Source organism: Hoeflea sp. CAU 1731 (assembly GCF_039888615.1).
GTDB lineage: Bacteria > Pseudomonadota > Alphaproteobacteria > Rhizobiales > Rhizobiaceae > Flavimaribacter.
The window spans coordinates 29792-44696 of sequence record NZ_JBDQQS010000021.1; the positions used below are offsets into that span (position 1 = coordinate 29792).

16 protein-coding genes and 1 tRNA gene are annotated in these 14905 nt (G+C 55.8%); 9 read left to right on the top strand and 8 right to left on the bottom strand.

All coding sequences use genetic code 11. The features are described from left to right. Positions 1–39 precede the first annotated feature (39 nt). A complete protein-coding gene (locus AAFN47_RS24490) occupies positions 40–1623 on the bottom strand; it encodes an ABC transporter substrate-binding protein (protein ID WP_499811899.1) in 1584 nt (527 codons plus the stop codon). A 238-nt stretch (positions 1624–1861) separates the two neighbouring features. On the opposite strand from AAFN47_RS24490, the gene AAFN47_RS24495 reads away from it, so the two are divergent. Beyond that, a complete protein-coding gene (locus tag AAFN47_RS24495; RefSeq protein ID WP_499811900.1) occupies positions 1862–2869 on the top strand; it encodes a LacI family DNA-binding transcriptional regulator in 1008 nt (335 codons plus the stop codon). Positions 2870–2975: 106 nt separating this feature from the next. Here AAFN47_RS24495 and AAFN47_RS24500 read toward each other — a convergent pair whose 3' ends face one another. Together AAFN47_RS24500 and AAFN47_RS24505 are read right to left on the bottom strand one after the other, a co-directional pair. Further along, positions 2976–3212, bottom strand: coding sequence for a hypothetical protein (locus AAFN47_RS24500; RefSeq protein WP_499811901.1), 237 nt, complete (start codon positions 3210–3212; stop codon positions 2976–2978). A 39-nt stretch (positions 3213–3251) separates the two neighbouring features. Then, positions 3252–3443, bottom strand: coding sequence for a hypothetical protein (locus AAFN47_RS24505; protein ID WP_499811902.1), 192 nt, complete (start codon positions 3441–3443; stop codon positions 3252–3254). A 429-nt stretch (positions 3444–3872) separates the two neighbouring features. On the opposite strand from AAFN47_RS24505, the gene AAFN47_RS24510 reads away from it, so the two are divergent. Further along, positions 3873–6101 carry a mechanosensitive ion channel family protein gene (locus tag AAFN47_RS24510; protein WP_499811903.1) on the top strand — a complete coding sequence of 743 codons (2229 nt, stop codon included), beginning with the start codon at positions 3873–3875 and terminating at the stop codon, positions 6099–6101. A 77-nt stretch (positions 6102–6178) separates the two neighbouring features. Here the strand turns inward: AAFN47_RS24510 and AAFN47_RS24515 are convergent. Next, positions 6179–6268: transfer RNA gene (locus AAFN47_RS24515), tRNA-Ser, on the bottom strand. A 581-nt stretch (positions 6269–6849) separates the two neighbouring features. Beyond that, the gene (locus AAFN47_RS24520) at positions 6850–7338 is read right to left on the bottom strand and encodes a YciE/YciF ferroxidase family protein (RefSeq protein WP_499811904.1); all 489 of its coding nucleotides are present in this window, start codon (positions 7336–7338) and stop codon (positions 6850–6852) included. A 205-nt stretch (positions 7339–7543) separates the two neighbouring features. Here AAFN47_RS24520 and AAFN47_RS24525 point away from each other — a divergent pair, with 205 nt between their 5' ends. Beyond that, complete coding sequence (locus tag AAFN47_RS24525; RefSeq protein WP_499811905.1) at positions 7544–8053, top strand: DUF421 domain-containing protein; 510 nt, start codon at positions 7544–7546, stop codon at positions 8051–8053. A gap of 27 nt (positions 8054–8080) precedes the next feature. On the opposite strand, the gene AAFN47_RS24530 is transcribed toward AAFN47_RS24525, so the two are convergent. Continuing rightward, entirely contained in the window at positions 8081–8299 is a 219-nt protein-coding gene (locus AAFN47_RS24530) for a YrhK family protein (RefSeq protein ID WP_499811906.1), read from the bottom strand. A 56-nt stretch (positions 8300–8355) separates the two neighbouring features. On the opposite strand from AAFN47_RS24530, the gene AAFN47_RS24535 reads away from it, so the two are divergent. Then, the gene (locus tag AAFN47_RS24535; protein WP_499811907.1) at positions 8356–8661 is read left to right on the top strand and encodes a hypothetical protein; all 306 of its coding nucleotides are present in this window, start codon (positions 8356–8358) and stop codon (positions 8659–8661) included. A 300-nt stretch (positions 8662–8961) separates the two neighbouring features. Here AAFN47_RS24535 and AAFN47_RS24540 read toward each other — a convergent pair whose 3' ends face one another. Next, positions 8962–9447, bottom strand: coding sequence for a hypothetical protein (locus AAFN47_RS24540; protein WP_499811908.1), 486 nt, complete (start codon positions 9445–9447; stop codon positions 8962–8964). 467 nt (positions 9448–9914) lie between these two features. Here AAFN47_RS24540 and AAFN47_RS24545 point away from each other — a divergent pair, with 467 nt between their 5' ends. Next, positions 9915–10133, top strand: a complete 219-nt coding sequence (locus AAFN47_RS24545) for a hypothetical protein (protein WP_499811909.1) — start codon at positions 9915–9917, stop codon at positions 10131–10133. A gap of 198 nt (positions 10134–10331) precedes the next feature. Here the strand turns inward: AAFN47_RS24545 and AAFN47_RS24550 are convergent, their stop codons facing one another. After that, entirely contained in the window at positions 10332–11411 is a 1080-nt protein-coding gene (locus AAFN47_RS24550; RefSeq protein ID WP_499811910.1) for an NAD(P)/FAD-dependent oxidoreductase, read from the bottom strand. A gap of 110 nt (positions 11412–11521) precedes the next feature. On the opposite strand from AAFN47_RS24550, the gene AAFN47_RS24555 reads away from it, so the two are divergent. The 4 genes from AAFN47_RS24555 (at position 11522) to AAFN47_RS24570 (ending at position 14879) form a co-directional block, all read left to right on the top strand. Next, entirely contained in the window at positions 11522–11884 is a 363-nt protein-coding gene (locus tag AAFN47_RS24555) for a MerR family transcriptional regulator (protein WP_499811911.1), read from the top strand. Positions 11885–12328: 444 nt separating this feature from the next. Then, entirely contained in the window at positions 12329–12538 is a 210-nt protein-coding gene (locus AAFN47_RS24560) for a cold-shock protein (protein WP_220230236.1), read from the top strand. A gap of 256 nt (positions 12539–12794) precedes the next feature. After that, the gene (gene rpsU, locus AAFN47_RS24565; protein ID WP_220230235.1) at positions 12795–13028 is read left to right on the top strand and encodes a 30S ribosomal protein S21; all 234 of its coding nucleotides are present in this window, start codon (positions 12795–12797) and stop codon (positions 13026–13028) included. A 747-nt stretch (positions 13029–13775) separates the two neighbouring features. Further along, the gene (locus AAFN47_RS24570; protein ID WP_499811912.1) at positions 13776–14879 is read left to right on the top strand and encodes a porin; all 1104 of its coding nucleotides are present in this window, start codon (positions 13776–13778) and stop codon (positions 14877–14879) included. Positions 14880–14905: the final 26 nt, after the last annotated feature.

Sequence of the window (14905 nt, forward strand, 5' to 3'; positions counted from 1 at the left end):
GCCATCCGGCGCGCGCCCGGATGGCCATTGTCATTGCGGCTATTGCGTACGCTGCGCTTCCCAGAAGAAGGGCACGGGGCTCTCGATAAAGCCCTCGAGATTGGTCGCAATACCCTGGGAGGGGAAACTCTGGCCGAGCGGAACGTAGCTGACAAGATCGTGGGTCAGGATCTGCATCTTTTCCGCCAGCGCCTTTTTCACTTCCGGATCCTTGGCCTCGGCGAACTGCTTGCGCAGTTCCTGCAATTCCTCCGAACAGGCCCAACCGAACCAGCCGTTGTCGCAATCGCCCGCGACATAGACGTTGGTCATCGGATTGGACTGATCGACAAAGCCCCAACCCGTGAAGAACAGGTTCCAGCCGCCATCGGCGACCGGTTCCTTGCTGGCCCTGCGTGTCGCCACGGTCGCCCAGTCGGAAGGCTGGGCGTCGACGACGAAACCGGCTTCCTCGAGCATCGGCTTGAGCACCGAATAGTAGGCGTCGTGCGCAGGAATGTCGGTCACGTGCATCAGCACGACCGGCGTGCCGTCATAACCGGCCTCTTCGAGCAGAGCCTTCGCCTTGTCGACGTCGCGGTTCAGCACCCGTTCCGTGTTGGCGTCCGTCGCATAGGGCGTGTCGCAGAAGAATACGGCAGCGCACTCCAGATAGCGGTCGGTGGCATTGCCGTAGGCGGCTTGCAGGAAGGGTTTCTGTTCGACCGCCCATTGCAGCGCCTGGCGGATCTTCGGATCGTCAAACGGCGGGTTCAGGTGATTGACGACGAGCTGCATCGAGTTGCCCGACTGGCGCGCGGCGATCGGCTTGGCGCTGTCTGCGCCCTCGAAAAAGGCGAGCATGTCGGCGGGCACTTCCTCGATCCAGTCGATTTCGCCCGCGATCAGGGCGTCGATCGCTGTCGCCGTATCCGGGATATAGACGAGTTCCACGCGGTCGAAATGCGCGACCTTGCCTCCAGCGGCCATATCGGCCGGCTCGTCGCGGGGAACGTAATCGCCGAATTTTTCAAAGACCGCGATGCTGCCCGGCACCCATTCGTCGGGAAGCAGCTTGTAGGGGCCGGAGCCGATCGGGTCGGCGACCGCCTCGCTCGGATCGTTCGCCGCCAGGCTCGCCGGCATGATCACCGGAACGTTTGAGGAAATCTTTCCAAGCGCCGGGATCACCTGCCCCCAGGGCTCGTTCATCGTCAGGACGACGGTCTTGTCGTCCGGAGCCTCGATCGACTGAAGCTTGGAGAACAGGATCTTGCCGAGACCATCGACCTTTCCCCAGCGCTCGATGGAGGCGACGACGTCAGCCCCGGTGACGGGTGAACCATCGTGGAACATCAATCCGTCGCGCAGCGTGATCGTGTAGACGCGGCCGTCGTCGGAAAGCGTGTAGCCCTCGGCCATCTGCGGCTGCACTTCATAGTTCGAATCCAGCGCAAACAGCGTATCGTACATGAGATAGGCGGCGTTGCGGATCGTGAAATTCGTCGTCGAGATCGGGTCGAGCGTGTTGATGTCTCCGTTCAGTCTCAGCCGCAGAACCTCCTCGGCCGAGGCGGACACGGTTCCGGCGAGCATCGCCGCCCCGATTGCCGCCGACAGAACAATGGTTTTCAATCGTCGCATTCTGTTCTCCTCCGTCCGCCGCATGGCGGCGCAAAACGTTACGTATCAATTATGAACCAGAATTCCGCGCCTCGAAGCCTTGCATTCTCCCAAAACGCGAAACGTTTCGTGTTTAGCGATTCCACAAATACTATGCAACCCGGTTATTGCTCTTTAACAGGGACTTTTGTGGATTTCCTGTTTGACGAAACGTTTCGCGTCGCTATTTTGGCGCATCTTGAGTGCGAGGACGAGTCGGTTGGCGACAATCAAGGATGTGGCGCGACGCGCCAATGTTTCGGTGACGACCGTATCGGCGACCATCAACGGCACCGCTCCGGTCAGCGACGCCCTGAAGGCGCGCGTCTGGGCGGCGATCCGCGAAGTCGGCTACCAGCCCGATCCGATCGCCCGCAATCTGCGCAAGGGCGTATCGACGACGATTGGCCTGATCGTGCCCGACATCTCGATCCCCTGGGCCGCGCATCTCGCGAAATCCATGCAGCGCGCCTTCTCCGAAATCGGCTACAACATGCTGTTCGCCAGCAGCGAGGACGACCCGGAGCGCGAGTTCAGCGAGATCGAGGTGTTTTCGGCGCATCGCGTCGCCGGGCTGGTCGTGGTCCCCACATCGCGCGGAGAGAATTACAGCGCCCGCCTGATTGAAGCGATTCACGTGCCGACAGTGCTGGTGGACCGGGTGTTGCCGCAATCGCACTTCGATTCGGTGACGGACGACAATCTTCTCGGCGCGCAGATGATCGTGCGATACCTGCACAAGCTCGGTCACCGCGACATCGCCTTCATGGCGGGCCGCGCGGGCATATCGTCCTCCGACGAGCGGCTTGCGGGTTTCAGGAGAACCATGGACGAAACCAACGTCGCCATCCGGGACGAACTCGTGCGGCAACCGGTCTATCTGCGCGATCAGGCCTATGCGACCGTGCAGCAGCTGATGACGATGCGGGATCCGCCGACGGCCATCGTCTGCATTAACATCGCCCAGTTGCTCGGAACCATGGCCGGCCTTGGCAATCTCGGCCTCAGCGCTCCGGAAGACGTGTCCGTTATCAGTTTCGACGGCTTTCACCCGGCTGAAGGCTGGTCGCCCGCAATCACCTCGCTGAAGCAGGATATCGCAACCACCAGCACCAGGGCCGCGGAATTGCTGATGGCGCGCATCCGCGAGGAAAACCAGCCCGAACCGCTAGTCATCCGGGTTCCGCCGAGCCTGCAGATACGCAGTTCATGCCGCGCCGTGGAATGAGGCTGGCGGCATCGACTGAGGTGACGGGCAATAACGTCCGCGTCCAGTTCGTTGACGAGACCGGGCCCAGGTTGAGTCGGGATCCGGATGGCCAGTCTTGCAAGGTCTACCTGCTGTTCTGCTTTTCGAGGTTGATCCTCAACGTCTGACTGGCTTCTTTCAGCTTTGTATCCAGCATTTTCGCATAGTCCAAAAAGGCTTCATCAGAAATCACCTTGCCGATAACATCGTCGTCGTCGCCCACAGGTATCGAAGAAATCAGAGCGCAATCTGAGGAAGACAATTCCTCATTCGGTTCGATCAGAACGCCATCTTCCAACAGAACTCCTGTCAATAGTTTCACCCTTTTGTCCGCTAACAACGCGATACCTCTTACTCTGCCTTATCTGCTGTAGACGGCATGGAAGAAAATCTCCTTCCTCCTGTCGTCCATGGGCGCGCCATACTCGGCAGATTCAGACATTATCGCTGTTCTTTTGGATTTACCGAATAATGTCAGAAGCAGATTTGTGTTCCAGGCAGCCGCTGCCAAAAGCAGCATGAAAATCAGACCTATACCTTCCAGGGCACTCATTTATGATCTCCCGGATCAATGATGAATAAAGCTTCCGCAAAAGGCAGAAGCATGTACTTCGCAATACCTTACGCGGGAGCTACAGATAAAGCGCGTGTGCGTTTGCGTTGAGCCTCCACAAGCAAATGCACCGACCCGACAGCAGAGAGATGTGAACAGAATTCCACCAGCGAAAACCTGCAAATTAGTCGAAAACGAAGCCAGGAAAGTCTTCCGGCAGGGCATGCGCGTTCACAATAGCGCGCAAATCCAGTTTGACGCCAATACCCGTTGAGGTCGACGGCGGCTTCCGCGCCGCGCCCAACAGCATTGCTCATGAAACGCTGATCAGTCTTCTTGAATATAAATCTAATCAGCGCCTTTGTACTTGATGGCGACAGAAAAATGTGGCCCTTTTGAACTATAGTCATGGGCAGGATGGGGTTGAACATGAACAAAACAATTCTGGTCCTGTTTCTGGTGGTGTTTTCCTTCTTCGGCGGCGTCGCGATGGCCCAGACCGGTTCCGGCGAGCCATCCGGAGCCAACGTCGAGGAACTGGTCGCCAAGCTGACGCCGGAGCAACGGCAAGTTCTGGGGCAATTGCTCGAAACACTGGCGTCGCAAGTCGAGGACAACACGGTCGGAGCCGCCGCGCCGCGCGATTTCCGCGCCGAACTCGGGCTGGCCTGGCAAAGCTACAAGACCTTTCTGTGGTCGAACATCACAGGGTTTCCCGACGCTGTCGTAGGCGTCGGACGAACGATCCATCGGATCGTCACGGTTGACGGACCCGGCCTCAATCTGCGCTTCCTGGCCGGTCTAGGCATAACGATCCTGTTTGCCTGGCTCGTGGAGACCATTGTCGAACGCTTCGTGCGCACAAGCCGCGAAGCCGGCACGCACAAAGGGGCCGGCACCTATGCCGGCGCGGACAATCTCGGCGAACAGCTGAGCATATTGCTGCGCGCGCTCGGGCGTGATCTTACCGGACAGATTTCCTTTTCCATCGCCGCCCTGATCGCGATCCAGTTCGCCTTTGCCGATCCGACCAACGCCTATGTGGCGACGATCTTCATCTTCTATGCAATTCTGGTCTATCGCTTCTCGGCGGCCATCCTGCGCTTCATTCTGGCGCCGTTCGAATCGCAGTACAGACTGGTGACGACGGACGACTGGACCGCGAAATTCATCTATTATCACCTGGTCACGATCGCGACGTTCACCGGCATCGTGCTGTTTCTGATCTCCGCGATGCAGCGGCTTTCCATCACCGGTTACGCGCCGCTGGCCTTCGTGTCGGGCATCATCGTCTATGGCGGCATCATCTATGTCTCCTGGCGCGCCAGAGACGGATTGACGACGATCCTGCGCGGCGGCGACGATGATGTCTCGCCGGGCCTTGCGCGCATGGCGACATGGTGGCCGCCACTCTCCATCGCCCTCATCATTTTCCAGTATTTTGCCGCGCAGATCGCGCGCGCGACCGGGGCGCTGGACATATCAGCCGGCGCGGCGGTGACGGTGCTCGCGATCATCGTGTCCGCGCCGTTCCTCGACACGATGATGCGCGGCCTCGTGCGCCACCTCGTGCCGAACATGCAGGGCGAAGGACCGATTGCGGAGGCCGCATACAACGAAACCCGCCACAGCTATGTGCGGATCGGCAGGGTTATTCTTTTCGTCATCCTCATCCTCATATCCGCGCGGCTTCTGGGCATCAGCATTCGCAGCTTCGCCGAAACCGGTTTCGGCGTGCAGTTCGCCGCCAAGGGCTTCGGTTTCCTGATGATCATCGCAGTCGGCTATCTGGTCTGGGAATTCATCAACCTGTTCGTCAATCGCCGGCTGGTGACGGACATCTGGGAAGCGGCGACCGGAGAAAGCGCGGAACAGGGCGAAGGCTACGGCGCCGGAAAGTCGCGCATGGCGACGGTGCTGCCGCTGATCCGCATGGCGCTTCAGGCCGTCACCATCACCCTGACGGTTCTGCTGGCGCTTGCCCAGCTCGGCGTCAACATCACGCCGCTTCTGGCCGGCGCCGGCGTGCTGGGCCTCGCCGTCGGCTTCGGCGCGCAAACGCTGGTCAAGGACGTCGTATCGGGGATCTTCTTCCTGCTCGACGATGCGTTCCGCGTCGGCGAATTCATCGACACCGGCGGCATCCAGGGCTCGGTGGAGCGGATTTCGGTGCGGTCGCTGCAACTGCGCCATCCCAATGGTCCCGTTCACATCGTTCCCTATGGCGAAATCTCGAAGCTGACGAATCACAGCCGCGACTACGTCATCATGAAACTGAAATTCACCGTCCCCTTCGACACGGACATCGAGAAGGTTCGCAAGCTCTTCAAGAAGATCGGGCAGGAGATGATGGCAGACCCGGCGGTGGCGGACGACTTCATCCAGCCGTTCAAGTCGCAGGGCGTCGCAGCCGTCAACGACGTCGGCATCGTTCTGCGCGGCAAGTTCATGGCGAAGCCCGGAACCCAATGGGTGATTCGCAAGCAGGTCTACGCGAAAGTGCAAAAGGCGTTCGATGAAAACGGCATCCATTTCGCGCGCCGCGAGGTTCGCGTCCAGATGAGCCCGGGCGGCGAAATGGAAATCGACGAGGATCAGGCGCAGGCTCTCGCCGCCGCCGCAGCAACCGCAGCAGACGGCGGCGATGCGAAGTCATGATGATCGCTGGAAAACGAACAAAGGCGTCGGACTGCCGTCGCGCGACGCCAATATTTTCAATTATTTCAGCCACTTGGTGGCGGAGAGGAAGGGATTCGAACCCTCGATACCATCTCTGGTATACTCCCTTAGCAGGGGAGCGCCTTCAGCCGCTCGGCCACCTCTCCGGAAGGCCCGACTTAGCCCGAAATTCCTTTGTTTGCAAGGACTTTAGGGACATTTTCGCTGGAAATAAAACTCGTAGAAACGTGCAAGAAATTGCAGAACGAAGCATGATCAAACCGGAAACTGCGCCAAAAAACGGCACAAATACGGCACAGTTTGTTCCGGTAAACGCCACGTCGCGCCAACGGACATTAACGTGGGCCTTGCTAACGGTTGCGACACCCGCTTCATTTGATCTGTAGCATCAAGCAATTCTGCGCCTTTCGAGTAACCTGCACTTTGATGCCATTATACCCATATAGCGTAGGCAACCAGAGTGATCGGGTGGGTCAATGACTGGAAATCGGGAAACGCGTTTGCAAATCACGCTCGACAATAGCGAGCTGGAAGCTATCGAGGACTGGAGATTCGAACAACGCATGCCGAGCCGGGCCGCCGCAGTGCGAGGCCTCCTGCGTCATTGAAACAAGGCGGCAAAGCTGAAATTGAAATTGCAGTCCCCGGCTGCACAACCGCCGGGGACCGCCACGATATTCCGGTCTAATTGTAGACCGCCATATGTCAGACATGCCTGACTTCCGGCTCAGGCCGCCTTCTTGTTCAATTTGTCTTCAGCAAGCCGCGTAAGCTTTGCATCAGCACTTTTTTCCTCTTCGAGATTATCGCGCAACGGGCTGATTGCGTCCTCGTATCCAAGCTGCTGAGCCCAGGTAAGAAGTGTGCCGTAGCGTGTAATTTCATAGTGCTCTACGGCCTGACCAGCCGCGATAAGCGCGGCATCCAGGGTTTCGTCATCCTCGATTTCATCGATGAGCTCTTCGGCTTCCTTGACGATACCCTCGATCGCCGGGCACTCTTCGGATGAAGGCGTCTTGCCGAGCAGATCAAAAACCTTTTTCAACCTTTCAATCTGACCTTCCGTTTCGGATCGGTGATCCTTGAAGAGTTTTCCGAGTGACGCGTTGGAACTTTTCTCGATCATTGTGGGGAGATTCTTCAGAATGTAGTTCTCGGCAAAATAGACGTCCTGCAGCGTGTGTTCAAAGAGGTCTTCGAGATTCTTGAGAGACATCATTTTGTCCTTTCGGTTGCGTATTGCGTGATGACAATCAAATGCAGAAAAACCTGATTGGTTCCCTCATGACGGTGCGACCAGACAAATCGTGCTTTTGCTGGCGCGGCCCTATCGATCATGCCTGGCGCTGAAACCAAAACGGGAGTTTGAAGTTTCTATCCTGCGGGACAGGTCTTCAATTTTTAAGCTGAAGGAATTCACTATGATCGACTGGAACGAAAAGCTGGAGATTGTCGTATCCGCAATCTCTATTTATGCGTTTATTGTACTTTTTGTGCGCCTTTACGGAAAGCGCACCACCGCCCAAATGAATAATTTTGACTGGATTGTGACGGTAGCCTTCGGGTCACTGGCGTCCTCGGGAATACTGATGTCGAAGGTCAGTATTCTGGACGCGGTGCTGGCGATGTTTGTCCTTCTGACCCTGCAATACAGTGTAACCTTTCTTGCTTTTCGCAACGCCCGGTTTGCGGAAATCGTGAAATCAGAACCCAGAATGCTCTTCTACGACGGAAAGTTTCTCAAGCATCAGATGAAAAAAGAGAGAGTAGCCGAATCAGAAATACTTAGCGCGATCAGACAACACGGTTTTGCTCGAGTGGAGGATGTCCAGGCTGTTGTTCTGGAAAACGAAGCTCAAATGAGCGTCCTGAGCCATAACGAAAACCATTCACCATCTGCCCTGAAGGGCATAGAGCGAGTTCAGGAATGACAACATCAGCGCCAGTACTGCTTATCTTCAATTTTCGTTCCAGATATCGACAAGCAAGCGGCCGAGTGCTCCGACAAACATCAGAAACGAACCGATAATGAAGAGCCAAACTCCTATGAGTTTGTACGCTTCCAGCGAAGGTAGAAACAGAAGGCTTCCAACAAAGAAGAAGAAGTTGCCCAACAGCCCGAGAGAAAGGTGAACCCATCCAAATTCATGGACCAACATTCGTATCGGATTGCTCATAAACACTCTCCTATCGCACTGTGACTGAATTTCCTTCCGGCAACGGCTCCAGCTGCATGCCGTTCCATCTCTCCTTCACTGCCAACACCGGGGCCGACCCGACGATCTCGACCTCGACGAATGTCGAAAGCATTACCCGGCGCGCAGACTGGGATTTCGCGATCAATTTCGACCGGGACATGGCGGACACGAACTATCAGATTCTCGTCGATGCGATGCCTTCAAGCTACCCCGCCGTCGTCATCCCGGTGATCCGGGGCAAGAACGACTGGAATGTGCGCGTACAGTTCGTCGACGAGACCGGCGCCTATGTCGAGCCGGCCTCAGTGGCGGTGACGATTTTGGGAACGGTTACGATTTGAACACCCACCCTAACCGCTAAAAACTGGACAATACCCAGTGGAAACGCAGTAACGGCGGCATAAGCATACGCGAAAATTAATCATGCCGTGGAGATCGGCGCCCGCTGCCTCGCTAAGCGGGCCGGTTGCTCCATTACCCTTTTATGGCCGCGACTTAGATTATTCCCGACGTCAACATCACAACGAAAGTAGCCACCGCGAACAACGTGATGTAACAGACCAAGATTTCTATCCGATAAAATTTGCTTATCCTAGGGATCAATATCATTTGAATTCCTCCCTACAGTTTACGACATCAGATTATTGAGCGCGCAAACTTTGTCTACGATTGATGAAGCCATTCAACCTGGCGTTTTCTACAGCTTTTGCAGCTACACTTGCACTGAGAAAGTCACCGTAAAAGTGACCGTTTTCAGTTACATTCCAGATTCCATTTTTTTCCATGATCTGGAACACATCAGTCGTAGTCTTCGCCTTGTTGGATTTCCTTTTTCCCCTGGGTAATAACTCAGATTTTCTCGAAGGAGCAGGCCAGATTCGATCTGCTACACTTCCCTTCAAAGAAGAAATTGATCGCAGAATCCGCTCGTAGGCAAGCATGCGTGTATTCAATGTTCTGGTCTTGGGCGGGTGGTATGATGCGCGTTGTTTGGTATGAGGAATTGCCGTTCGTAAGGTCATGCCTTCGTTTTCGGCACGGTCAATTTGCTCGGCATCGGAATGGCTAAAATCAACGGTGCCAGCGACGCTGGCGCGGCCGTTTGGCTTATTGTTTGAGGTATTCATGAGAATGCCTTTCAGGCAATCGCCGAGATCACTCGGTGAATATCAGGAAATACCCGATATCTTCTATATATGTGGCAGCTATCAAGCGTTGTAAGTGGTGTGTGAAAATATAGTTGGAAGACATCACACGGTTTGAGATGGAAGTAGCGTAGAAGTGGATACTGACACTCTCCCCGCAGGCCGTTCATGTAAATAGAAACCATATAAAGATATTTCCGTCGCATTGCGGAGCCAAGTCCGGATTTCGGCCTGTTCCAGATCTTCGCATGGGCGTGCGTGAACGTTAAAGTTACCCCCAAACGTTTCTTGTCTCCGCAATATGATTGCCTTGTTCTGGGTGCGCGGCAGCTGGCGTGGTCACCGAATTTCGAACATATCTTGGTGCATCGTCGAGCAGCTAACAAATCGCAGGCTCGCGGCTACTATGTCGGCCAACGCACGAAGGAAAAGACAAAGGGCTCGACGTGATGGCGGAGGACTGGCGCTGGTTTATCGGTATTATGGTCACCTTGGCCCTGGCGTTCGCCGGGGTTATTCGCAATCTCTATGCCAAGCTTTCACGCAACAGCGCCGAGCTGCACAAGCGCATCGCCGACCTGAAGGACCCTCTCGTGGACATAAAGGCTGATGGCCAGAAGAGGCACGACGAACTCAAGGGGCTGGTGAACCGGGCGCTGGAGCGGTAGGCTTACGGTACCTTCGCCCAGCCAAGTGATCGAAAACAGCTTTTAAACTGTTGGTTGCCAAGATGCATTCAAATATTACGGGATGCGCAGGAGATGAATCCCAATAGTCGATTTTCGAGATGGTGCGCCCTCAGAACAGGATTCGAGAGGCCCACCTGGAAAAAAGGGCCTGAACCGGACATTGCGATACGCATCCGCCTATTTACGACCCAACAATTTTGTATATTTCGGCACGAACAGATCCTTGCCCTTCATGAACCGGGTCACTAAATCGCCTGCAGTGAAGGCGACGAGGTAGGAATTTCCTTTCCTGGGACCCAGCGGAACGAGGATGGGCGCCTTGTCCCAGGGCTTGTATGGCTTCAGATCCTCGACAGACTTGCCGTCAACCAGCTCGGAAAGCGCCTTGGTCAACCAAGGCTGCTGCCGGCTTGCCGCGACGATGGTCATGCCGTCGCCTGTTTCAGCCACATCACCGGCCGCAAAAACGTTGGGCAGCGAGGACGGACGCATCCATCCGTCAACCTTTATCCGGTTTGAACTTCCCCTGGCTGCACCGGGCAGGTCCTCAAGCAATTCGGAGGAAGCGCGGGAACCAATCACCGGGAAAATCAGATCAGCAGAAATCTGCGTTCCGTTGGAGAGCGTCAACGTCCCGGAATAGGGCTCGGCAAGGCTCTCCAGATTTTCCGCCCGAGCTCCGAATACAAGGTCGACGCCGGCAGATTTCAATTTTGTCGTCAGCCCGTTTCCAAGCTTGGAGGGCATGTCCGGAAACAGCCGGGGCTGATCGGAGATCAACGTGACTTTCTTTTCCGGCATGTAATGTGCGATTTCACCTGCCAGTTCTGTTCCGACGGCGCCAGCGCCAACGATGGCTACCGTGTTGGCGCCCTTCAGCATGGCGTGGATGCGCGCATTGTCCGCACGCAGTCCCTCGATATCATCCCCTGCAGCCTTGAAGGGCTTGGCGTTCTCCGAGCCGGTGGCAACGACGATATAGTCAGCCTCAATACGGGCGCCATCCTCAAGCGTAACCCCGCGACCATCCACGTTCGCCGCCCGCGCCTGCACGAATTTTCCGCTGGTCAGCAGATTGCCGAAGGGAATCAGCGCGCTATCGACTATCGATGGATCAACCACGGCACGTATCATCGCCGGGGTGTGGACGAAGTGGCTGCGCTGTTCGATCAGGGTGATATCCGCCTTGTTCTCAAGAGTTTTGGCGAGTCGGGCGCCGATATAGCCGCCCCCTATGATCGCAATGCGTTTGGTCATGTTGTATTTCCTGTATCATTGAGGCGGTTGCAAATCATCGCGTTCAGCGACATATATTGCGTGAGCCTACAAAAAACAATAGACCATGGTTTATGGTTGGAGGTTATTTGATGCGCATCGGTGAATTGGCAGAGCGTTCAGGAGTCAGCAGGGATACGGTCCGGTTCTACGAGCGCAACGGATTGATCTCATCTGTTGCAGGGCAGAGCGAGACCAACAACTACCGGGACTATCCGGAGGAAAATCTGGTCCGGCTGAATTTTTTCGTCAAGGCGCGCGACGCAGGCATGTCGATTGCGGACATGCGTGACATCATTGAAGCCATGGATGGGCGTTGCGATGCATCCCTGGCCAGAAATGTCATCGAGTCGAAGATCAATGAATTGAAAGAACGGGCCGATCAGATTCAGCGCGTAATCGAATTTCTGCAACGCGGACCAGATCCTGACGGGGATTTCGCTCCTGGGAATTAGAGACGTAACCTTCGCAATGATTATGCAACGCACAACGTCCGCCTATGGCGCTTCGTCGCATTGGGCAATTGCTTGAGATGGCTGAAATTGGGATAGCCGACGCCGAAGAATTCCCGATCGATATCTGAGGTCCGCATTTTTCCAATCACAAGTTTTTCCCTAACCTAATAACAACAAACAACGATTTGTTCCCGAACTTCGGAATTTTTGCGGAGCAAAGGAATCAAGGATTTTTTTCAAACTTCGCAACGGAACGTCGCGTCAGGTCTTGTTTCTGTCACAGTTTATTGCCATATTGCGCCCATCGAACTTTCGGCCGATTGACTATGGCCCGCGTTTTCCGCGCTTGCTTTGTCTCTTCTACCCTGATTTCGACGAAACCGTTCAGGGCTGCGCCTGGCGCACTCAGGAACATGACAAGCACTTGCATAAAGGAACAACGCAATGGCTACAGGAACCGTCAAATGGTTCAACACCACCAAAGGCTTTGGCTTCATTCAGCCTGACGCCGGTGGCAACGACGTCTTCGTGCATATCTCTGCAGTGGAACGCTCGGGAATGCAGTCTCTGGCTGAAGGTCAGAAGGTCAATTTCGAAGTCGTCAAGGATCAACGTTCAGGCAAGTCGGCCGCCGACAACCTCAGCGCCGCCTGAATGTAATTACTGTCTGCGCCTGTCGAGTCACGGATGTACTGGCAGGCAGGCGACAGGCAGGCGCGCCGCGTGAGCGGCGCGATCCGGGAGGCGGGCTCGTTCCCGCCTTTTCCGTTTTCGGGGCCTGGGGCTATACGCTCCTATTGACGACGAGGCCCCGTTTTCATTCCGGCAATGCAACGTTGCGGGGGACTTGTGCGGGGTAAAAGCTGACGGTCGGCTTTCATCTCAAGCAACGCATACGAAAGGAGACATTTTGCAAATCCACGTCAGAGACAACAATATCGAACAGGCCCTGCGCGCGCTCAAGAAGAAGATGCAGCGCGAGGGAATTTTCAGGGAAATGAAATCCCGCAGCGCATATGAAAAGCCTTCCGAGAAGCGCGCGAGAGAAAAAGCCGAAGCCGTTCGCCGGCATCGCAAGCTCACCAGAAAGCTGGCGCAGCGCGAAGGTCTCCTTCCAGGACGCCGCAAGGCGCGCGCGCGGTAACGACAAGACCGGCGTGAGATTGTCTGCATAAAAAGCCGCGACGGCTTCAGTCGACAATCTCACAAGCCGGATGCCTGTCTGGCGCGGCAACGCGAATCGATCGCGCCGCGCCGAACTGATCGCTCTCTCTATAACAGCGAACGTATTATCCGTCCTTCTTGCCTGCGGGTCAGTGCAAGTCGCCAGACCGGACATCCTTTTCCACTCTCTCTTTATTCAATTGCTTTGCAGAGAATTCAGTTGCTTCATCGAAACTGTAGCGATCTTTAAGCATTCACTGCGCCGCCCTCCCCTGCGCACAGCGCACTTCTCCCCGTCATTCCCTTTGCGATTCTCTGCTCTCCGAATCTTTCGGCGCGAAAGACCATGTATTTCCGGGGGAATCAGACGCCTCCAAACCGTAACCGAGCGCGATTGATCCGGCGATTGGCAAGACTCAGTCGCGCGGAAACCGCACTTCACCAGGCTGGAATAGCGATTGCGATGGCCGATTCCTTAAACATTCTTTAAGAGTCGTAGCGGCTGCCGGATCAAATCGTGTCTTTTTTGCAACAGACAGAATTCATCGACAGGGATTGCCGCCCGACGGGGCACATAGCAGTTGCGTGCAGAATGGGGATGGGTATCTTCGGATTCGGAAGAGAGGCGGGTAGCCGTGGTTCTTCTTTGAGTTGGGGATGGGAAAGATAACGCTGCCCGACAGCATTTTACCCAGACCGAAATTAAAATTTGACTGGAGGTCAGAAAATGAAAATCAAGAGCCTGCTTCTCGGCTCCGCTGCAGCACTGTTTGCAGCCTCTGGCGCATCCGCAGCCGACGCCATTATCGCTGCTGAGCCGGAACCCGTTGAATATGTCCGCGTCTGCGACGCGTTCGGCAACGGCTACTTCTACATCCCGGGCACCGAAACCTGCCTTCGCATCAGCGGTTATGTCTGGTTCCAGGTTGGCGCGACGAACGTCAGCTGGGAAGACGAGTATGACGACAGCTGGGAAAACAGCACACGTGCTCGCGTCAACATCGACGCTCGGTCTGATACGGAATGGGGCGAACTCGCTTCCCGTATCCGTCTTCAGGGCACTTGGGGCACAAACACTGATGGCCCTGATCTGATCGACCAGGCCTGGATCCGTCTCGGCGGCCTGTTCATGGGTTACTCAGAATCCTACTGGGTAAACGCCTACAACACCGGCCCGACGAACTTCGGTTCGCACTCCTGGGACGGCATGGGTTACGGCTACCAGCAGCGTCACCAGATCGGTTACACCTTCAACACCGGCAACTTCTACATCGCTGGTTCAGTTGAAGACAATCAAGGCACCGACTGGACGCCGAACTTCGTTGGTAAGGTCGGCGGCGCACTTGGCCCGGTTAACCTCTTCGTGAAAGCTGGTTACGACGCTGACACCGAGAACGCTGGTTACGGCGCTGGCTTGGTCACAGACGTTGGCTCTGCTGGTAACTTCATCCTCTATGGTTACTATGCTGAAGGCGCAACTGCTTACGGTGGTAACAAGAGCTTCGCAGCCGACACCGGCACCGGCCTCTGCACCTTCGGTGGTCTGGGCGTATTCTCCAACTGTCAGCTTACTCCTGAGTGGTCAGTCCTCGGTTCGTTCCGTTGGCAGTTCACGCCTGAGTTCTCCGCTTCTATCGGCGGTCAGTACTTCGGCGACTTCTACTTCCCGGCTTCGACGGTCAGCACTGGCATCGACGCTTGGCAGGCAGAACTTGAACTGGTCTGGACTCCGGTCACGGACTTCGAAATCCGTGCTTACATCCAGTACTTCGACGCCGATCAGGTGGGCGAAATCACGACCGGCTTCCTGCGTTTCACGCGCAGCTTCTAAGTCAGTCTGAACCACAGTCAAAGAAG